Source organism: Rhodococcus sp. NPDC056743 (assembly GCF_042790355.1).
Taxonomy (GTDB): domain Bacteria; phylum Actinomycetota; class Actinomycetes; order Mycobacteriales; family Mycobacteriaceae; genus Rhodococcus_F.
This window is the reverse complement of sequence record NZ_JBHTZI010000008.1, coordinates 296,878-318,964: the sequence shown is the minus strand read 5'-3', so window position 1 is coordinate 318,964 and position 22,087 is coordinate 296,878. Positions and strand designations below refer to the sequence as shown.

The following is a 22,087-nucleotide window of genomic DNA, read 5'->3' as shown; positions in this document are numbered from 1 at the left end:
CGGTATTTCACCTGCGGTAATTGACGGAATATGTCAGCTTGGCGCAAGTTGTGAAAATTGTCGTGAATGAGTCTTCCACTTTCCCGCATATTTAGTTTAGGCTGCCCAAAATGAGGTTAGGCCACCCTTGCGTGGCACGTCCACGGCGAAGGGATCAGTGTGAGCGTTTTTCCAGGTTCGAACTCCATCGAGGCAAGTGAAAATCTGCTTGCATTGACAGGAGCTCAGCTCGGAATCTGGAACGCGCAGAGACTTGATCCGGAATCGCGGAGCTATCTCGTCGGTGAGGTGCTCGAGATTACCGGCGACGACGCTGTCGACACCGCACTACTGGCCGAAGCCATCAGCGCGACGATCGGCGAAGCCGAGACCATGCGGCTGCGAATGATCGAGACGCCGGACGGGCCTCGTCAGATCATTTCCGACGCTCCCGTGGGGGACATCCCCGTTGTCGACTTGCGGGCGGAGCGCGACCCCGTTGCGGTTGCGCACGCTCTTGTCGACGCCGAACGTGCTCGGGCGTCGGAGTTTTGCCGGGCGATGGTGGAACGCCCGCTGTACACGTACTCGCTGATCAGACTGACAGATCGCGAAGTCTGGTGCATCCAGCTCTATCACCACCTGATCGTCGACGGATACAGCGCCGCAATGATCTCGCGTCGAGTGGCCGACCACTACACCGCACGCAAGCGCGGAAGCGACATAGCGCCAACACGATTCGGTTCGATCGAACAGCTGATTGCCGAGGACGAGGAATATCGCGGTGGTGAGCAGTTTGCCGATGACCGGGACTACTGGCGTGACGCTCTGACTCCGTTGCCGGCGTTGGACGGTCGAGGAAAGCAGGTCGCCGGGCCAGCAGAGCGCACCGTTGCGGTCCGAAGCGTGATGTCTGCCGACACCCTGACCCAGCTCAAGGCCGTAGCCGCCAGGACCGGGACGACGTGGGCCGAAGGCCTCATTGCGTGCTACGGCGCCTTCCTGCATCGACTGCTCGGTGAATCGGATCTGGTTATCGCGATGCCGCTCATGGCCAGGGTCGGGCGCACGGCACTCCGGACTCCTGCTATGGCCGTCAATGTGCTGCCATTGCGCCTGACGGTCCGCAGCGGTGACAGACTCGGTGACCTGAGCCGGCAGGTCGCGGCGTCGATGAAGGGTATGCGTGCTCATCAGCGTTACCGCGGAGAGAACCTGGCCCGCGATCTCGCGGTTGCCGGCAGTGGCGCGTTGCTTCACGGAATCGGTATCAATCTCAAGGCATTCGACTTCGCATTGGATTTCGCAGGCGCTGTGGGCGTGTTGCGTAACGTTGCGGGCGGTCCGCCAGAGGACCTCGGCTTGACCGTCACTCCGATTGCAGACGGTGAAGTGCTCCTCGGGTTCGAGGTGGACGCGCGCACCAACACTCGGGAATCGGTGGAACGACGGCTAGCGGGATTTGTCAGCATCATCGACGCGATGGTGGGGGAGAACGACCCGGCCGTCGGGCAGGTGGACATACTTTCCGCGGCCGAGAGCGACCGACTCCTGGTCGACCGCGACAGCGGGCCGACCGCCGAACCGATCGACCACGTCGCGGACGTGTTCGATCGTGTTGTCGCCCAACAGTTCGAGGCGACTGTCCTCGTGTGTGGCGACGATCGTTTGACCGGCGGCGAGTTGGGCGCGCGGGTGTACTGTCTGGCTCGCGCGTTGCGGGCCCGCGGGGTCGGACCCGACGACATCGTCGGGATCGCACTGCCGCGTACGGCGGACATGGTTGTCGCGCTTCTTGCCACGCTCGAAGCCGGTGGCGCCTACGTCGCACTTGATCCCGAGCATCCGGCGGAGCGTCTGCGATCTCTGATCGATGATGCGCAGCCGAAGGTTCTGCTCACCACAGATGCTCTGGCGGATCAGCTTTCGGGGGATTCCCGGCCGGGTTCACTGGTCGTGGACTCCGAAGCACTGCGAGATGAACTCGCGGATTACTCCGATCTTCCTCTCGCCGCGAGTGAACTGGCTGCCCCGCGCCACGCGGACCACCTTGCTTACGTCATTTACACGTCCGGATCGACCGGCACACCGAAAGGTGTTCTGGTGCGCAGCGGCGGCCTCGCGCATTTGCTGCATCACCACAGTGCAACGATCTACCGTGACGCCGCGAATCGCGTGGGCGAGCGCCAACTGCACACCGCTCATACGGCGTCGTTTGCCTTCGATGCATCTCTCGACCAACTGCTGTGGCTCCTGTGTGGTCATCGAGTGCATGTGTACGACGAAGAGCTTCAGAAGGACGCAGACGCACTGGTTTCCGCGTTCGCGCGTGATCGGATCGACGTCGTCGACACCACCCCGTCGATGGCTACGGCACTGGTCGATAGTGGATTGCTGACCGGCGCGCACCCGCTCGCCTTGTTGGTTGTCGGCGGTGAAGCAGCGCCGCCGGCGCTCTGGGACGCCATCATCGCCGCAGACGTGCCGGCTCAGAACCTGTACGGGCCCACGGAAGCGACCGTCGACGCGATTGGTACTGCCGTTCAAGGCACCGAACCCCGAATTGGTTACCCGCTCGCAGGAACCCGCGCGTATCTCCTCGACAGTGCGTTGAAGCCGGTGGCGGACGGAGAGCGCGGCGAGCTCTATCTGGCCGGCCCTCAGTTGGCCAGGGGATACCTCGGGCGGGAAGCCGCGACGTCGGAGAGATTTGTCGCAGACCCCTACGGTGCTCCCGGTGACCGCATGTACCGGGCCGGAGACCTTGCACGTTGGGTACCTGGTCGTGGATACGAGTTCATCGGCCGCGGCGACAAGCAGGTCAAAATTCGTGGTCATCGCATCGAACTCAGCGAGGTCGAAGCGATTCTGGGTAGCGTGCCCGGTGTCGGCGGTGCTGCCGCCGTTATCCGCACGGACGGTGGTCGGCCGAGTCTGGTCGGCTACGTCGTGGCAGTGGCCGGTGCCACTCTGCCGCCGCAGGATGAATTGCGCCGTGATCTTGCGACCCGGGTGCCGGATCATCTGGTGCCTTCAGTCGTCGTGGTGTTGTCCGAACTCCCCGTCACTGTCAACGGGAAACTCGATCGTGCGGCGCTACCTGCTCCAGTGCTGGAATCGGAAGGCCGCGCAGCATCCACGCCGCGTGAGCAGATTCTCTGCGCTGTTGTCGCAGAAGTTCTGGGACGAGAACGAGTTGGTGTCGACGAGGATTTCTTCGGTCTCGGTGGCGACAGCATCACTGCGATCAGTGTCAGTAGTCGACTGCGTGCCCGCGGAGTGATCATTGCTCCGAAAGAACTTCTGGCGCAGCGCGATTTGGGGACCATCGCAGCGGCGGCCCGCGAGGTGGACGAGGGCGACAACCGTGCCGCTGCGGTAGTCGATGTTGCGACGGGCATGGTCATCGCGCCACCGATTGTGCGCGCACTCACCGGCAAGAACCGCACAGACGAGTCCATTGCCGGCTACGCACAGTGGACAGGCGTGCGTATCGACGAAGTGGTTGCATTCGACGACATCCGATCAGGGGTCCAGACGATCCTCGATCGACACGATGCATTGCGACTGCTGTTGCGGCGGGGGTCCGACGGCGGCACTACCGAGTTGATCGTTCGCGATTCCGGAGCAGTGGTCGCGCAGGGACTCGTCAGTGAAATAGCCGGAAGTGGTGACGCTGAACTGATCCGGCGGACCGCCGAAGAATCTGCGGCGCAACTCGATCCGCGCGCGGGCCACCTCCTGCGCGTCGTGTTGCTGCGAACCCCCACCGATCAACCTGATCAGTTGATCGTCATCGCGCACCACTTGATCGTCGACGGCGTTTCCTGGCGGATTCTGCTTCCCGACCTGCACGAGGCAACCGATGCAGCGCGCGAACGCCGATCCGCCGAACTCGGCGTCTCAGGAAGTTCGTGGCGTCGACACGCGGGCCTGCTCGCGGAGTTCGGGGCCGCGGGCACACTGCGATCCGAACTGGACTACTGGAAATCGGCTGCCGGCATTACGACAGCCGGCAGCGCGGGCACTGCACCGATCGGCGCTCGTCGGCTCGATCCCGCGACAGACACTGTCAGCACGGCGGCTCGCACCACTACCGTGGCGTCGTCTGCAGTGACCGAAGCGGTTCTGGCCACGCTTCCTGCGGCATACCGGGCGCGGGTGGACGAAGTCTTGTTGGCAGCGTTGATGTTGGCGGTCCGGTCGTGGCAGAACCGTCGTGGGCAGGAACTGGGTGATGCGCAGGCAGTGACGGTCGAAGGACACGGACGTGATCCGCTGACCGACGAGACCGACTTCGCCGGAACGGTCGGCTGGTTCACCAGCGAGTTCCCCGTATCGGTTCCCACCGGCGCGATCTCGAGTCGCGACGCACTTGCCGACGCTCTGAGCGGCGGTGCGGCGGCCGGGGCATTGCTGCGTAGCGTCAAGGAGTCGAAGCGCGCTGTTCCGGGGGGCGGTGTCGGCTACGGAGTGCTGCGCTACCTGGATCCTGTTGCAGCGCCGGAATTCTCCGACGCCGTTGGGCCTGAACTGTTGCTCAACTATCTGGGGCGCTTCCCGTCGTTGCCGGGAAGTGGGTGGAGGTTACCCGAGCAGGACGCGTTCTCCGTGATCGAACCGCCGTCCAAGGCGATGTCGGAAGTACTGGCGCTCAACGCGTTTATCCGTGAGGACGGTGAACCTCACCTTGCTGTCGAGTGGACCGCCGCGGGTCAGGTGCTGGGCGCCGCGGCCGTCGACGAATTGCAGTGGCATTGGGATCAGGCTCTCGCTGCACTCACCGCGCATGCGGCGCTCTGTGCCGGCGGATTGACTCCCTCCGACTGCTCGGCTGATTGGGTCGATCAGGACGGCATCGACGAACTGGAGTCGATTCACGGCCCGCTTGCCGATCTTCTCCCGTTGTCCCCGTTGCAGGAAGGCTTGCTGTTCCACGCCGTTCGTGACGGCGTTGCCGACGTCTACACCCTCACCGCTAGATTTGATCTCACCGGCCCACTCGATGACGGACGACTGGCCGACGCGTTCGAGAGGGTCATCGACCGGCACCCGAACCTGCGCGCCGCGTTCCACTACGAACAGTTCGATCGGCCGGTACAGGCAATTCCGCGTTCGGCCAAGGTCTCCTGGAGATCGGTTGATCTGACGGCGGTGCCCAAGACGGCGGCGCTGCGGTCGGCGCAGCGGTTGGAAGACGAGGCTGCCGGGCATATCTTCGACGTCGGAATGCCACCGCTGTTGCGCGCCCTTCTGATTCGGCTACCCGGTGACGTCCATCGGTTGATCCTCAATGCGCATCACCTGCTCACCGACGGCTGGTCAACTCCTATCGTCCTGCGCGAGTTGATGAACGTCTATCACGACGGTGACGCTGGTCTGCCGACGCCGACTCCGTACCGGGACTATTTGGCGTGGATCGCCGGCCGTGACGAGGATGCGCAGCGGGCGGCGTGGAGCGAGCGTCTGCGTGGGCTCACCTCTTCGACGCTCGTTGCGGATGGGCGACCGGAACGAGGAGTGCCGGTGCAGGTCCAGGTTCCGCTGTCGGAAACGAACGCCGCAGCGTTGATCGAACTCGGACGAGTCCGCGGTTTGACTGTCAACACACTGGTCCAAGGGGCTTGGGCTGCAGTCCTTGCCGAGCTGACGGGGCAGTGGGACGTTGTTTTCGGAGCCACAGTCTCCGGTCGCCCTGCCGATCTTTCCGGTGTGGAAGCAATGGTCGGATTGTTCAGCAACACGATCCCAGCGCGACTCGACATCGTTGCCGACGAGCCTCTTCTCGATCAGTTTGCCGGTCTGCAGAATGCACAATTCGATATCCAGGACGTCGAGCACGCGAGCCTCGCGGAGATCGAGCGAATCGCGGGGATCGGGCAACTGTTCGACACCCTTCTCGTATTCGAGAATTTCCCGAATTCCGGAGCCGGTCAGCCCAGTTCGCACGAGTTGCGAGTCAGCAGCTTCACGAACCGTGGTGTCACGCACTACCCGATGACGCTGATGGCACCGCCGAGCCTGGGTCTCGAACTTGTGCTCTATCACGACCCTGCTGCCATTCCCGTAGACGTCGCTGCGCGGGTAGTGACGCGATTGGGTGAGATTCTGGCGAGCATTGTTCATTCGCCGTCGTTGCCTGCGAGGGACCTCCTGGATGTCGTGAAGCGCGCGCCGGTGCACAGAGCCTCCCCGGCGCCGATCGGGTCGGACGCGTTAGCTCCCCGCGGCGTCGACCCTGTCGTCGTGGATGTGCTGTGCCGTTGCGCTTCAACAGTGTTGGATCTTCCCGTGGTGCGCCCGGTCGACAACTTCTTTGCGCTCGGCGGCCATTCACTGACCGCCATGCGTTTGGTGGGAAGCCTGCGCAAGTTGGGCTTGCGCGTGTCGGTGTCGGATGTGTTCGACACGCCGACCCCGTTGGGTCTGGCCGCAGTCGCGCGGATTGACAACGCGAAGTTCGTTGGGCTCGAGCAGGGCTCGGCCGGGACACCCGCTGTGGACGTCGTCGAGGATCAGAGCGAGGTAGGGCGCCGCAGCGCAGCCCCGGGAAATCCTGACGACGAACGGTATTGGGTTCAGGAGCTCGGTGACCTGCCACTCGAAATGGATCTTCCGTACGATCGAACGCCATCTGCGGCATACCGCGCCCACACGTATATTCGGCACCTGGGCGTGAGCGTCGACAGCGATTCGGTGCTGCTCGCCGCTGTAGCCACCACACTGAGTACCTTCGGCGCGGGACGCGACATCGCTGTGGGGTTGGCAGACGCCGAACGGGAGTCGATCATTCGGGTCGACCTGAGTGGCCGGCCGTCCTTTGCCCAGGTCGTGGACCGCGTCGAGGATGCCATGTCCGGCGCCCGCGCCCATAGTGATGTGAGTGTCGATCGGCTTGCGAACCTTCTGGATCGCTCGCGGGCGAGCCTGTGTACCGCTCGGGTGGGGTACAACGACGAGGCGGTCGTCGACCTCGAGTTCAGCCGCTCAGGCTCCGAGGTACACCTGACCGTCAATGCCGAGGTGTTCGACGGATCCACCGCTGATGCGCTACTCGACACCGTGGTGTCGGTCCTCGAACGCGGTGCTCGATGCGCGGATGTTGCTGTCGCCGAATTGATACCGACAGGGGATCATCCGCATAACGACCCGCCCCGGCGGCTAGAGGCTCCTGCGGGAATCTCGGTTCTGTTTCAGCGGAACGTCACCGCGGCGCCCGACGTGGTTGCGCTGGTCTCCGGCGATTCGACGCTTACCTACCTCCAACTGTCCCGTCGGGTGGACGAATTGGCGCGCGAACTTGTTGCGGCCGGCGCTGGGCCGGAGCAGGTTGTCGCCGTTGCCCTGGACCGATCCGCAGACCTGGTAGCTGGACTGCTGGCTGTGCTGCGGATCGGTGCGGTGTACTTGCCACTCGATGTCGATTATCCGGTCGAGCGACTCGAGTTCATGATCGAGGACGCGGCGCCTGTCTGTGTTCTGACGAGTTCGGACGTCGCAGGGCAACTTCCGTCGACTGCGCCCGCGGTAGTGCTCGTGGACAATGCACTGACGAGTTCGGATGTTGCGCTCGCAGAACCACGATCGGCCGGCGAGCACCTTGCCTACGTCATTCACACCTCGGGTTCGACAGGGCGACCCAAAGGCGTCATGGTCAGCACCGCCAACCTTGCGGCATTCGCCGAGACCGTGATCGGCGATCATTGGATCAGGCCGGGTGATCGCATTGTTGCGGTGACCACGGTGTCGTTCGACATCGCCGTGCTGGAACTGTTGTGTCCGCTGGCTGCCGGTGCCACCGTTGTTCTTGCCGATCGCGGGACGGTCCGCGATCCGGATGCCCTGCTGGACTTGATGACGCGAAGCGGCGCCACCGTCATGCAGGCAACTCCGTCACTGTGGCGAGTTGTCACGGAGCACGAGCACGCGTACCGGCTTCGCCAGGTTCGAGCGTTGGTGGGAGGAGAACCACTTCCACAGGACCTGGCAGACGATCTCGTGACATTCTGCCCCTCGGTGCGCAACGTGTACGGACCCACGGAAGCGACGGTGTGGGCGACGTCGGCGGTACTCGAACGCGATGATCGAGTCACAATCGGGCGACCGTGGCCCGACGTCCACGTCCGGGTGCTCGACGACGATCTCCGGAACGTTCCGGAAGGTGTTGCCGGCGAACTGTATCTCGGCGGTGCGCAGGTTGTTCGTGGATACCTGAACCGGCCGGATCTGACGGTAACCAGATTTGTGGCGGATCCGAGTGTGCCGGGTGCCCGCCTGTACCGCACGGGTGATCTGGTGCGACGCAGGAACGGTGTGTTGCACTTCTTGCGGCGCGCAGACGATCAGGTGAAGGTCCGCGGATTCCGGATCGAACTCGGTGAGGTCGAGGGCGCGCTCTGCGCGGTGAGTGGTGTATCCCGTGCGGCGGCCACCGTCCGCTTGGACGCAGCCGGCATCGGGACTCTGCACGGATATGTCGTGGCTGAAGTAGGTACCGGCCTCGATTCGGCCCTCGTTCGTAAGGAAGTTGCGTTGCTGCTTCCCGAACACATGGTGCCGCAAACGCTTACGGTGTTGGACGAGCTTCCGCTGACGCTCAACGGGAAGGTCGACCGCAAGGCGCTTCCCGAAACGGCACCGGAACGGTTGCGCCAACCGTTGGTGACAGTCGACTCCGATCGGCGGACCCGCCTCGACATCCTCAGTCCCGGTTGGCGGGATGTGTTGCCTCTCGGTCCGTTGCAGGAAGGCATGTACTTCCAATCGGTACTCGACGGCGCCGGCGGAACTGACGTGTATCACATGCAGCCGCGGTTCGAGTTCTCGGCGGAAGCCAATCTGGACGTGTCTGCTCTGCGTGCGGCGGGAGATGCACTTCTGCGTCGTTACCCGAACCTACGGGCCGGCTTCACTCACGCGGGTTTCGACGCACCGGTTCAGTTTGTTCCGCAGGCAGCCCGCCTGCCGTTCCGGGAAGTTGATCTGAGCGACACCGCAGTCGGCCAGATCGACAGTGCAGTAAAGGCACTCGACGAAGCAGAGTTCGCCACCGTTTTCGATCTGAGCGCTCCACCGTTGATCCGAATGGTGCTCGCGCGGTTGCCTGGCGGCGGCGCGCACCTTGCCTTCACCCAGCACCACCTGCTGACCGACGGCTGGTCGCAGACGCTGATGTACGCGGAACTGTTTGCGCTGTACGAATATGCTCGTTCGAACGGCACAGATCCGGTCCAGCTGGATTCGGCGTTGGAAACTCCGGCAGATTTCCGTGATCACCTGCGCTGGATCACCGAGGCAGATCGCCCGGAGGCGCTTGCATCGTGGCAGCGGTATCTGGCCGACCTCGAACAGCCGACTCTCGTCGGCGGTACCGGCTCAGGCGGTAGTGCGCCGCTTCCGGTGTTCACCCGAGTTGTGTTGGACCAGAGCATCAGTCGTGACGTGCGGGACCTTGCCCGCAAGACAGGTGTGACTCTGTCCACGGTTGTCTCCACGGCGTGGGGCCTGGCGCTGCGCACGGTGACCGGTCGCGACGACGTGGTCTTCGGCTCGACTGTGTCAGGGCGCACACCCGAGGTGGACGGCGCCGACCGGATGGTGGGTTTGGCGCTCAACACCATTCCGGTGCGCCTGAATGTCCGGCCGGGGGAGCGGATTTCCGACCTGCTCGGGCGATTGTTCCGCGAGCAGGGATCACTGCTCGAACACCACCACGTCGGGCTCGGCGACGTTCAGCGCGCTGCCGGATTTGCCGCACTGTTCGACACGCTCTACGTATTCCGCAATACCCCCCGCGACGAGCAGGCACGCCAGGACACATTCGGGCGCAGCGGAATCGTCGGATTCGACGCGGTAGACGGCACCCACTACGCACTCACGCTGGACGTTGATCCCGGTGTGGGCGACGCGTCGATGGCTCTTGTTCTCGAGAATCGACCGGATCTGGTTCCGGACGACGTGGCGCACGACGTTCTGGCTCGAACCGAATCCATCCTGGAATTGATGGCACGTTCCGAGGCGGCGACGGTGGCCGACTCGGCTGTTCCGCGTGCACAGACGCCCACCGAGTTCATGTCGCAGCGCGTCACGATGCCCCTTCCCGGCGAGCCCGGCGGCAGCGTCGACGCGTTGCTGCGAGAACGAGCGACGGCGACACCCGACGACACAGCTCTCGTATTCGGCGACGTCACATTGAGCGCCGCGCAGATGAACACGCGAGTTGATCGGTTGGCGCGAATACTGGCGTCGTCCGGTGCGGGCCCGTCCAGCGTGGTTGCGCTTGCACTTCCGCGTACAGCGGATCACGTCGTGGCGATCTTTGCCGTCATGCGAACCGGAGCTGCTTACCTTCCGCTGGATCTGGCGCATCCCGCTGCCCGACTGCAGGAGTTGATCGAAGACAGCAATGCTGCCGTGGTGATCACCACGGCCGACCAACGCGATCTCATTGCTGTCGATGGTCGGACCAGCATTGTCATCGACCTGCCGGATGTCGCTGACATCCTTGACGGCCGCGTAGGCGCACCCACTGTTGCCGATGCAGCTGTAGGCGGTCCGATATCGGGGGATCAGCCTGCATACGTGATCTACACGTCCGGCAGCACCGGAAAGCCCAAGGGCGTTGTGGTGGGCCACCGCGGACTGACCACGATGTACCACAACCACAAGGCCGAAATTTTCACGCCGACCGAGAACAGTGCTGCGGGGCGACGCTTGCGCATCGCGCACACGGTGTCGTTCTCGTTCGACATGTCGTGGGAAGAGCTGTTCTGGCTCCTCGCCGGCCACGAGGTCCATGTGATCGACGAGCAGGCGCGGCTGGATCCGGTGTCGTTGGTCAAGCACTACCAGTCCGTCGGCATCGACGTCGTGAACGTGACACCCTCGTACGCACGGGAATTGATGGCGGCCGGACTTCTCGACGGTGATCACACCCCGGCGCTGGTCATGCTCGGCGGCGAAGCAGTTCCCGCGGAACTGTGGTCGCGGCTGCGAGATCAGGACGGCGTCGACGGCTACGACTTGTACGGGCCCACCGAGTTCACGATCAATGCGATGGGCTCGCCGGTTCGGGCAAGCGCCACCCCGTGCTTGGGCCGGCCGATTCTCAATGCGTCGGCGCGGGTGCTTGATTCAGGCCTGCGCGAAGTCCCGATTGGCGCCGCGGGGGAGTTGTACATGTCCGGTGACGGAACGGCACTGGGCTACCTCGATCGGACTGCACTGACGTCGTCGGTATTTGTCGCGGACCCGTTCAGTATCGGCGGGCGCATGTACCGGACCGGCGACGTAGTGCGCCGACGACGCGACGGAGAACTCGAATACCTCGGACGCGCAGACCATCAGGTGAAGATCCGAGGAATCCGGATCGAGTTGGGAGAAGTGGAATCTGCACTGGCAGCGTGCCCAGGAGTGCTTCGCGCCGCGGCAACCGTTCGGCGTGACAACGGCGCGGCTCCACGGCTGGTCGGCTATGTGATACCTGAAACAGGTTGTGTGCCGGTAGATCTCCGATCCGCACTGCGGGAACGTGTACCAGCGCATCTGGTTCCGTCGGATATCGTCACGGTCGATTCGATTCCACTGACACCGAACGGAAAGCTGGACCGGGCGGCGTTGCCTGCGCCGCCGACGAGGGCTGCGGCACGCGAGCCGCGTACTGAGACCGAAAGGCAACTGTGCCAGGTCTTTGCGCGTGTTCTCGGTGTCGACGGCGTCGATCCGGAAGAGAGCTTCTTCGACCTGGGTGGAGACTCGTTGCGCGCCATGCGATTGGTGGGGGAAGTGGAACACGAACTCGGAATCGGAGTCGGTGTGGGAACGCTGATGGCACGTCCGAGCGTTGCCGAACTTGCCGTCCATATCGCAGACGGTCCACTTGACATGGACTTGCACCGTGATCACCTGGTGTCGCTACGGGCCGAAGGCGCCGCCGAACCGTTGTTCTGTGTTCACCCGGCCGGTGGATTCGCGTGGCCCTTCGCTCCGCTGGCCGGTGTGCTCGAGGCTGATCGTCCGGTGCTGGGCCTGCAGTTGCCGACGCTCGCGGGCGAAACCCTCGAGGCTACTAACGTGGATCAGCTGGCCTCGATGTACGTCGAGACGATTCGCAGTGTGCAGCCGGACGGTCCCTATCACCTTCTCGGATACTCGTTCGGTGGCAACGTCGTTCACTCGATGGCGGCTCAACTGGTGACAGCGGGATACACGGTAGCGTTCACCGGGCTGATCGATACGCACCCGCTCGGAACGTCGTCACGTGAACACCTCGAAGACCGCGGCGCTGAACCCGATTTGGCCGCAGCCTTGCCGCCGGAGCTCCTCGCGCAAGCGCCCGCCCTGGTGGAGTTGGTGCACGCCGGGTTTGATGCCACTCGTTCACTGGCGTCGGGTTCGGTGGACCCGAATTACGCTGGGTCAGTTACTCTGATCACCGCCGACGCGGGTGTGTCCGGGGAAGTGCTGGCCGATCGCTGGCGCAGAATCCGGGGCGACCAGGAACTTTCAGTCCACCACCTACCGTTCGACCACGCCGGATTGGTGACCCCAGCCGGATGGGCGGCAATTGCGCCACTGCTCGACAGTCATCTGTCGCAGCCCACAAACCACACAGTTGGAAACACAATGGGAGTTGAATGATGAAGTCCACACCGCCCTTCGCGATTCGGAGTTGGCGACGATTCGTCGCGATTGCGGGCCTGTTGATCGTCGCCCTCGTCGCGATGATCGGATGCAGCAGCGCGTCCTCGGACGAGCCTGCCAAGGCAGATGAACCTACGACGCGCGTCATCGAAACCGAAAAGGGTTCCGTCACCGTACCGGCGTCGGCCGAACGCATCGTAGTGCTCAGCGGTGGCCTCGCCGGTTACCTCTACGCGCTCGACGCACCCGTAGTTGCAACCGACACACGCGTTTTGGGTGTCACGAACCTCGACGGCGGCTTCCCGCCGGCCTGGTCGGACGCCGCAAAGGCTCAGGGCACCAAGGAATTGCCTGCCGGTGAGCAGCTCAGTGTCGAAGCTGTCGCGGCAGCGCAGCCCGACCTCATCATCGGTGGTGGACAGGGTGTCACCTCGGTGCAGGCTGAGGAACTCTACGACCAGCTCACCGCAATCGCACCGACCGTCTTGGTCCCAAGGACCGTTGCCGCGTGGGACAAGCAGCTCGAGATCGTCGCCGACGCAGCCGGCCGCTCCGACCAGGTCCCTGCCCTGATGGATGCCTACAACGCGAAGGTCAAAGAGGTCAAGGGCAAGATCAAGGTCCCCGAGGGCAACGTCGTCTACATCCTCTCGCTCGCGAACAACAAGCCGTACCTCGTTCCGCCGACGGCAGCTCTGCCCGCCATGCTCGCCGAACTCGGATTCAAGGCCGACGACGTCATGACGAAGGCCGGAAACCCGCAGCTCTTCGGTTCGGGTGACTCGTTCGAGGTCAGTCCGGAACTGCTGTCGCAGGTTGCCGATGCTCCTGTCGCGTTTGTCATTCCGGTGTCCGGTCGCCCGATGGCCGAACTTGCCACCGATCCACTGTACTCGCAGCTGCCGTCCTTCCAGGCCGGAAAGACGTTCGAGCTCCCCGCCACCAGCTACCGTCCTGACTACGACGGCGCAATGGCAACGCTCGACCTGATCGGTCAGACCTTCGGATGACCCGACTCGGTGGGCTGGTGATCGATGTATCACCATTGCGGACCAGCCGTCCCTTCCGGTACGCGTTCTCCGCACGAATGATCTCGCTTCTCGGGATCGGATTACTTGTCGTAGCCGTTCCCGCGCAGACGTACCAGCTCACCAAGTCGACCTTGCAGGTTGCCGGAGTATCCACGGCGATGGCCATCGCCATGTTCGTCGGCAGTCTGTTCGGTGGGGTGCTCGCCGATCGATACGATCGGCGACGCACTATCCAACTTGCCCGCAGCGCTGCGGGTCTCGGTTTTGTGATCCTCGGGTGCAACGCCCTGCTTCCGGATCCGTCGATGTGGGTCATCTATGTCGCAGCGGCGATCGACGGCTTGGCCGGTGGCGTCAGTAGCTCGGCATTGATGGCCTTGATGCCGGCGCTGCTGCCTCGCGAGAAGATGGCGGCTGCCGGCGCACTGGTGGCGTTGACCACCGATGTCGGGACGATGATCTCGCCGGCGATTGCGGGCGTGATCATCGCTTCCGGCGGGATCCCTGTGACGTACTTCGTCGCTGCAGCGGCAACGGCGGGCACGGTCACTCTCTTTCAGGCGATCGGACCGGCGCCGGCACCCGGAACCAACCACGAAAGCCCGGTGCGCGCTCTTGTCACGGGAGTGAAATTCGCGGGAACGCACACTGTGATCCGCGGAATCCTGATCAGCGGATTGCTGGTCATGTTCGTCAGTGGTCCGATGGTGTTGCTTCCGGCCTTTGTCGACGACGTACTCGGCGGCGGCCCCACGATGCTGGGTCTGCTGTACGCGGCACCGGCGGTAGGCGCAGTGATCGGTTCGCTGACCAGCGGGTGGACCGGGCGCGTTCACCGCAATGGCGCGGCCATGCTGATATCGGTCGCGTTCATGCCACTCGGCTTGGTGATTCTCGGGGCTTCAGGGGCGGCATTCCTCGCCTTCCTCGGCCTCGCCGGATTCGGGCTCGGCCGAGCCCTCAACGACATCTTGCGGTTCGCCGTTCTGCAACAGAACACGCCGGACGAATTGCGTGGACGCGTGTCGAGTCTGTGGATGGTGCAGGCAGTTACGGGTACGGCGATCGGATCCATGGCAGCGGGATTCCTCGGGCAGTGGCTCGAGCCGGGAACTGCGTTGCTGGCTCTTGGTCTCGCAGGCCTGGCGTTGGGACTGATACTCCTTGCAACCTTGGGCTCGGTGCGACGGGTAACTTCGGAGGTAATCGCGCTCGATCGCCCCGAAACTGTGGTGCGGGAAAAGGAAGGTAGTTCATGAATCGAGGAGACCACCTCGCGACCATCGCTGATGTGCTGGCGGGAACCAGCGGCGCAAAAGTGCCGTACCCCATCGGCATTCGTGAGCTCGAGGTTGTTCGTAGCACCATGGTCGGATCGGGGTTGTTGCGGTTGACGTTGGGTGGACCCGAACTCGACGGGTTCGAGTCGCATGCGCCGGATGAACATGTGCGGCTCGTCTACCCGAACGAGGACGGAACTCTCCGTCTACCCGAGCGCGATGGGGACATGCTGAAATGGCCGAGGCCGCTTCCCATCTCGCGTGAATACACCGTACGCCGCTACGACGCCGAATTGGCGGAGCTGGACATCGACTTCGCCCTTCACGAGGGCGGCTTCGCCTCCGATTGGGCACAGGCCGTGGCGCCGGGAACCCGGATTCATGTGGCGGGACCGCCCGGTGGCGTCATCGTGCCGTGGACGTACGACCGGTACCTCCTCGCGGGCGATATCACGGCGCTGCCGGCGATTGCCCGGTGGCTCGAAATGCTGCCGGAAGCTGCATCGGGGTGGGCTTTCATCGAAATTACCGACGCCTCACAGGAAATCGAGTTGACTGTTCCCGAAGGTGTCGAGGTCCGGTGGTTGCATCGCGGTGACGTCCCAGCGGGACATTCCGATCTGCTCGAGCAAGCAGTGCGAAGCGTCACCGTGCCCGAGGGCGAACGCGTCTACGCCTGGATCTCCGGGGAAGCCACCAGCCTCAAGCCGCTTCGCAGGTTTGTTCGCGACGACCTGAAGTTGGACAAGGGCGACTACCTGATCACGGGTTACTGGAAGCGCGGCGTCGCTGATTTCGACGAGGACGACGAAGACTGAACCGAGAAAGGCGTCCCTGCGGGGACGCCTTTCTCGAGATCTCAGAAGAACGTATGGACCGATCCCACGACACGATAGTTCGCATCGACCTCGGGAATCAGTGACCACTTGTCGAACGTGGTGCACGGGTGCGAGATCCCGCACCCCAGGAGATCACCTACCTGCAAGTCGAAATCCGCCGGCAGATCGACGTACGCGTGCTGGTCGTTGAGGGCAGTGATCGTCAGTTTCCGAGCCGGCTGATTGGAGCCGTCGCGCCGTCGCAGGAGGACTTTGGGGAAGCCGGCGTCGGAACCCACGTCGCGACGACCGAAGCCCAGGATCGCACGGCCTGGCTCCGGCAGCGAGAGCACAACACCCCAGACTTCAGCGGCCGCCCGCAAGGTGCGAGGACCATCCGCCCATGGCGAGGTTTCGGCGTAGAGGCCGTGATCGTGAGTGATATAGCAACCACTGCGCAGTACGACGCGCACGCCGTTGCTCGTCGCCCAGCGACCGGCGAATTCGCGGACAACCAGATCGTGGAATGCGCTGCCGCCGAAGGTGACCAGAGGGAGCGGGGCTTTCGCAGAGGTATTCTCGAACAGGTGCTCTGCTAAGCAGATTTCGGTGAATACCCGCGCGGATGCGAGGTACGAATCGACGGAGATGCGACGGGCAGCAACTGAAGTGCCCGGCATCATGCCCTCGAATCCTTCGACTCCGGTGAGGACTAGAGACTGCGCGTGTGACGCTGCGCGGGCAACGTCGAGAGCCTGATCGAGTGTGCGCGTCCCGGCGCGTCCATTGTCGTATCCGAGCTCGACGAGAACTCTGATGCTGCTGTTCGGTGAGACTCTTGCGATCAACCTCTCCATCAGCTGGACGCTCTCGACGGAGTCGACCAGGGTGGCGACGAAGAAGTCGGGATCGTCTTCCTGCTCGTCACAGATCCATCGAATACCTGCTGGGTCGAGGACTTGGCTCGCGATGATGATGGACTCGACGCCGAACTCGCGGAGAATGCGGGCCTGCGCAACAGTTGCCGCGGTCATCCCCCACGCGCCCGCGCCTAGTTGTCGGCGAACCAACTCCGGACTCATCGTGGTCTTGGCGTGCGGTGCCAGGTCCACGTCGTGGTCGGCACAGAACTGCGCCATGACAGCAACATTGTGTGAGACCGCTTCACTATTGAGTGTCATCAGCGGGAATGGAAGGTCGCCGTCGAGAGCGGAGATTCCCAGACTCGCGAGGTCGGAGCTGCGCAAACCTTGGAGGTCGGCTCCGAAGGCTTTGTGCTCCCAACTGATCGGGGGGTTGGTGTGGTCGGTCATACCGTCGATGTTCATGAGTGAAAGACTTTCTTTTCCGGTCACGAGCGGCGAATTGGTCGACCCGGCAGTGCATCCTCGACCAGGATGCCTCCATCTACGACGGGTATTCCGCCGACCAGTACCCGGCTGATTCCACTGGAAGGCCGGATACCGTCGACGTAGGTGGCGTTGTCGGTAATTCTATCGGGGTCGAAAATGACGATGTCAGCGTCATTGCCCGGGCTGATACGGCCCTTGTACGACATTGCGGGAACTGACTCCTCCAGAATTTGTGCGGGGATCAATGAGCAGCGAGCGATGATCTCCGACAGCGACAGGAGTTGGCGCTCGCGGTACAGCGTGCGGATTGCGCGTGCATAGGTACCGGCGCCGCGCGGATGGCCGAGTGCAGCCGGGGGCAGCGGCCACCGCAGTGCGTCGGACGGGGTGCGCCCGGGCCAGGTCAGTGGCATGGCGTCGCTGGCAATTGCAGCTCGATCGAAAGTCATTGCCCGTTCCAGGATCTCGCGCGTGGGATCGTCGTTCTCGTCGAGGAACTCGACGAGAACCAATGCGCCCGGGTCGGTGGCACGCAGATGCTCCAGCTGCTTGCGGTCCGCGATACGTTCACCGGTGGGGACGAATGTCAGCGATCGCGGTGTCAGATTCATCAGGTGCAGCGCGTCTGGATCGAGAAACGCAGCTCCGACGGCAGTCGACCCGGAACCGTACGGATACGCCTCTGTCGTGACCCGCGATCCGGCTGCCTGGACCTGCGCCACCACCGACAGCGCCTGGTCGACGTGCGCACCCGAGGTGCTGTTGACGTGGCAGTAGTGCATATGTGCGCCGGTTTCGGCTGCAGCACGGGCGATTTCGGCGGCGCCGTCCACCGGACTCGACGGATCCATCGAAATGAGCGGGCGTGCATGGGTGTAGGTAGGCACACCCGCCCGGGCGGCGAGTGCCGCGATCTGCAGGTACTCTGCAGGATCGGATTTCGGGGCGTATCCGACCACGACTCCGATACCGAGAGCTCCTGCGGCAAGATCGTTTTCGAGGAGTTCGAGAATGTGTGAGCGCTGGGACAGTGTCGGCTCACCCTGCCAACCGGGTGCACCGACGTGATGCAGAAGCGTTCGGATATCGCCGTCGGGATCGGCGCCGGCGAGCTCGATCATGCGGGCGTGTGCCCACGATGTTGCGTAACCGTAGTTGATCGGACGTCCTTCGGAAGCCGCACGCGCGTACGCCTTCGCGACGGGTATGACGCCGGCCTCCAGTTCGAGGGCCGTCGTGACGCCGTCCATCGCCTGCAGTCGTTGTTCGGCGATTTCCTGTCCGTGGCTGTGCATGTCGATGAATCCGGGGCAGATCACCTGACCCGTCACATCGATCGTCCGGAGGGCTTCGATCATGTCGTGACCCCAAGCGGAAACCGTGCCGTCGGTGATCGCGATGCTGCGAACTTCGTCGATACCCGATGCCGGATCGACCACGCGGCCGCCGGTGAACACGATGTCGTGGACCTGCATAAGTGTTGCACTCCTGTCGTCGGTCGCTAGTGTCCCGATGGTTTCACGGGCTCCGCTGCGGATTCTGGTGTGAACGTCCCAAATGGAGGCGTACTCACCGTTCGACAGAACAAGATTCTGACGCGCACGAGTGTGAAGGTGAGGGGGATCGACCAACACGGCTGATTCGGATTTGATGGAGGGCACGAATGCACGTCTATATTTCGGTGGACATGGAGGGTATCGCGGGTATCGCGACGCTCGATCAGACGGTCCGCGGTGGTAGCGGATATCCGCGGGCGCAGGCGCTCATGACCGCCGAGACCAATGCTGCAATCGCCGGTGCGTTCGACGGCGGCGCGACAAGCGTCCTGGTCAACGACAGCCATGGAACGATGGACAACCTGATTCATGCTGATCTGGATCCTCGGGCACGGGTGATTTTCGGTTCTCCGAAGTTGCAGTGCATGGCCGAGGGTTTGACGTCGGATCACGACGTCGCACTGTTTGTGGGCTACCACGCGCCTGCAGGTGGGCCCGGCGTTCTGGCGCACACGTTTTCGAGCATGTTCGCTGACGTCCGACTCGACGGCAAGTCGGTGTCCGAAACGGATGTCAACACTCTGTACGCAGCAACGCAGGGTGTTCCGGTGGGGCTGGTGACAGGCGACGACATCATCTGCGGGTTGGTGGACGCAGCCTCGCCGACGACGGAGACGGTGGAGGTGAAGAAGGCGCACGGATGGTCGGCCACAAACTCGCTGCCCCCGTCGCTCGCATGCGAGCACATCCGGGCAGGGGCGGAACGTGCGGTGCGCAAGGCCGACACGCTCGAGCCCGTGGCGCTGCGTGACGAATGGACGCTCGAGATCGTTCACCCCACGACTACAGCTGCCGAACTTGCGGAAGCTGTTCCCGGTTCGAGGCGGACGGCGGACCGTACTATCGCGCACACGCTGGGCAGTGTCGACGACATACTCGGTTTGATCACCGTCAACTCACGCCTGGCCGCAGTCGGGGTCCAGACGATTGTGACGGTTGCCAATCGAACCTAGTACCGCGCTCCCTACGAACGCTCGACATGCCGCCGGCACACCGTTGCCGGCGGCGTTTGTCGTCCAGCGGTGGACGTGCTTGCTTCGCGGACGTCGGAGACAGTCCGCATCGGTGCTGGGAATTTGGTGGCGCGCGACGAATTCGAGCCGGAAGGACAGTAGTCCTGGACAAGATCGCCAGGGGCCGGCTGGGCCAAGCTTGGTTGACATAGTCGAGGTCGGTGACGGGAGAACGTGGGAGTGGACAAGAAGACAATGGTGGCGGACTTGGCTGCTTTGGTGATGGCCGAGTCACCCAGCTCGGATCTCGCGGCAGTCGACGCATGTGCGGACGTGCTGGCCGAGATGGGGGAACGTCATCTCGGACGCGCGCCGGAACGCATCCGTATCGGCGGGCGGCAGCACTTGCGGTGGGCATTCGGCCGGGAGCCGAAGATCATGCTTCTCGGGCATTTCGACACCGTGTGGCCGCTCGGAACGCTGGCCGAGATGCCGTGGTCCGTGACCGACACCGTCGCCACCGGGCCCGGAGTTTTCGACATGAAGGCAGGGCTTGTTCAGCTCTTTCACGCGCTGGCCGAACTCCCGTCACTCGACGGCGTTGTGGTGCTTCTGAATTCCGACGAAGAAATCGGATCCCCGACTTCGCGGGCCTTGATCGAGGATCATGCCTGTCGGGTCGACGCGGTGCTCGTGCTCGAAGCGGCCGCCGACGGCGCTGTGAAGACCGCACGAAAGGGCATGTCGCTTTACTGCGTGGAAATCGAGGGTCGTGCCGCCCATGCCGGTCTCGAGCCGGAGCGAGGCGTCAACGCGGTGGAAGAGCTTGCGGCTCAAATTCACGCGGTAGTGGAGCTTGCTGATCCGGTCGCGGGAACTTCGGTGGTTCCGACGGTGGTCAGTAGCGGAACGACTACCAATACCGTTGCAGCGCAGGCAAAATTGTGGTGTGACGTTCGCATGTGGTCTGCGCTGGAACAGGAGCGCATCGATCGTTCGATTCGCGCATTGGCGCCGGTACTCGCGGGAAGCCGAATCTCGGTGACCGGCGGCCCGAACCGGGGCCCACTCGAAGCAGCGTCATCGGAGAAGCTGTTCTTTCTCGCGCATCAGGTCAGCCGTGAGAGTGGGCTCGGGATGCTGCGCGACTGTGCCGTCGGCGGCGCCTCCGACGGAAATTTCACCGCCGGCGTCGGAACGCCGACGCTGGACGGTCTCGGTGCAGTCGGCGGTGGCGCCCACGCAACCACAGAACATGTAGAGATCGACCAGATGATCCCGCGCGCAACATTGTTGGCCGCACTGGTAACCCGAGTCCTGGAGGGAGGACTGTGACGATGACGTCGCCGAACAACGTACAGCGGAAGATTTCTCGATCGCCCGGAGGTGTCACGCCCTCACGGATGCATCAAGCGATCGACCAAGCCACGCAGGCCGCCCTACGCGCCTGTGTAACCATCGATACCGTCACCGGCCACGCCGAGCTGGAGCAGGTTTTCGGCCTGTTCGAGAAGGTGTGGCAGACCGAGAGCGGAAATCCACCCGTACACCGGGACATGATGAAGGCGCTCTCGCATTCCGGAAACTATGTGGCCGGCGCGTTCCGTGGTGGCAAACTGATCGGCGGTTCGGTCGCGTTCTTCGAGGAACCACAGCATCGCTCTCTGCACTCGCACATCACCGGCATTCTCCCCGACGTCCAGAACGGTCACATCGGCCTCGCTCTCAAACTGTTCCAACGGGCGTGGGCGCTGGAGCGGGGAATCCTCCACGTGCGGTGGACTTTCGACCCTCTTGTCGCGCGCAATGCGTACTTCAACGTTTCGAAACTCGGCGCCTTCCCGATTCAGTATCTTCCGCGCTTCTATGCTCCGATGAACGACGGTCTCAACGGGGGAACAGACAGCGACCGATTGTTGATCGACTGGGAGATCGGCAGCAGCAGAGTCTGTGACGTGGTCGCAGGTCTGGGAGCAATTCCGACGCCCGAGTCGTTGTCTGCGACGGAATTGCTTGCCGTGTCGAAATCCGGACTGCCCGTACTGAAGTCGACCGAGAGTCGATTTGTCACCGTCGCGACGCCGAAAGACGTGTACGCGCTCCGTCAGGTCGATCCGGCCGTGGCGAACGAGTGGCGCCTTGCGGTCCGCGACGCGCTCGGTGGCGTACTTGCCGAGAATGGGGTGGTTGTCGCAGTCACCAGGAATGGACAGTACGTGCTGGACCGGGCGCCGGGAACCTCACCCGTGAAGGCGACGGCGCAGGTTACGCCGTGACGATCAACTGGATCGAATTATGAAGAGCTACAAGGTCATTGAATGAATCCTTCCGGACGTCCTTCGTGCCGAACGACGTCCGGAAGGCCCCGGTACCGGCGTCGAACCGATCCCGGAACTTCTCGAAGCAATGACTACGACTAGTGAGAGGTTCGATTTTGACACACCACTATGACACACTTCGTTCACGCGACGAGGGA

General features: G+C 63.3%; 9 protein-coding genes. 7 read left to right on the top strand and 2 right to left on the bottom strand.

Annotated elements, in window-relative coordinates:
* Positions 1-159 precede the first annotated feature (159 nt).
* The 4 genes from ACFRFQ_RS20190 to ACFRFQ_RS20175 are packed head-to-tail and all read left to right on the top strand — an operon-like array spanning position 160 to position 15,750.
* A complete protein-coding gene (locus tag ACFRFQ_RS20190; RefSeq protein WP_378661322.1) occupies positions 160-12,618 on the top strand; it encodes an amino acid adenylation domain-containing protein in 12,459 nt (4,152 codons plus the stop codon).
* On the top strand, positions 12,618-13,631 hold the full coding sequence (locus tag ACFRFQ_RS20185; protein ID WP_378661320.1) for a Fe2+-enterobactin ABC transporter substrate-binding protein: 1,014 nt from the start codon (positions 12,618-12,620) through the stop codon (positions 13,629-13,631). The genes ACFRFQ_RS20190 and ACFRFQ_RS20185 overlap by 1 nt, the downstream gene beginning before the upstream one ends.
* Positions 13,628-14,911, top strand: a complete 1,284-nt coding sequence (entS, locus tag ACFRFQ_RS20180; RefSeq protein ID WP_378661317.1) for an enterobactin transporter EntS — start codon at positions 13,628-13,630, stop codon at positions 14,909-14,911. Before ACFRFQ_RS20185 ends, entS begins: the two co-directional genes overlap by 4 nt.
* Entirely contained in the window at positions 14,908-15,750 is an 843-nt protein-coding gene (locus ACFRFQ_RS20175) for a siderophore-interacting protein (RefSeq protein ID WP_378661315.1), read from the top strand. Before entS ends, ACFRFQ_RS20175 begins: the two co-directional genes overlap by 4 nt.
* 41 nt (positions 15,751-15,791) lie before the next feature.
* On the opposite strand, the gene ACFRFQ_RS20170 is transcribed toward ACFRFQ_RS20175, so the two are convergent.
* Positions 15,792-17,078, bottom strand: coding sequence for an alanine racemase (locus tag ACFRFQ_RS20170; RefSeq protein WP_378661312.1), 1,287 nt, complete (start codon positions 17,076-17,078; stop codon positions 15,792-15,794).
* A gap of 23 nt (positions 17,079-17,101) precedes the next feature.
* A complete protein-coding gene (locus tag ACFRFQ_RS20165) occupies positions 17,102-18,577 on the bottom strand; it encodes an amidohydrolase family protein (protein WP_378661309.1) in 1,476 nt (491 codons plus the stop codon).
* Positions 18,578-18,765: 188 nt separating this feature from the next.
* On the opposite strand from ACFRFQ_RS20165, the gene ACFRFQ_RS20160 reads away from it, so the two are divergent.
* From ACFRFQ_RS20160 to ACFRFQ_RS20150, 3 genes are all read left to right on the top strand, one after another.
* Complete coding sequence (locus tag ACFRFQ_RS20160; protein WP_378661307.1) at positions 18,766-19,611, top strand: M55 family metallopeptidase; 846 nt, start codon at positions 18,766-18,768, stop codon at positions 19,609-19,611.
* A gap of 240 nt (positions 19,612-19,851) precedes the next feature.
* Positions 19,852-20,946, top strand: coding sequence for a M20 family metallopeptidase (locus ACFRFQ_RS20155; RefSeq protein ID WP_378661304.1), 1,095 nt, complete (start codon positions 19,852-19,854; stop codon positions 20,944-20,946).
* A 68-nt stretch (positions 20,947-21,014) separates the two neighbouring features.
* Positions 21,015-21,887: a GNAT family N-acetyltransferase gene (locus ACFRFQ_RS20150; RefSeq protein WP_378661301.1), complete on the top strand. Its 873-nt coding sequence runs from the start codon at positions 21,015-21,017 to the stop codon at positions 21,885-21,887.
* The last annotated feature ends 200 nt before the right edge of the window (positions 21,888-22,087 follow it).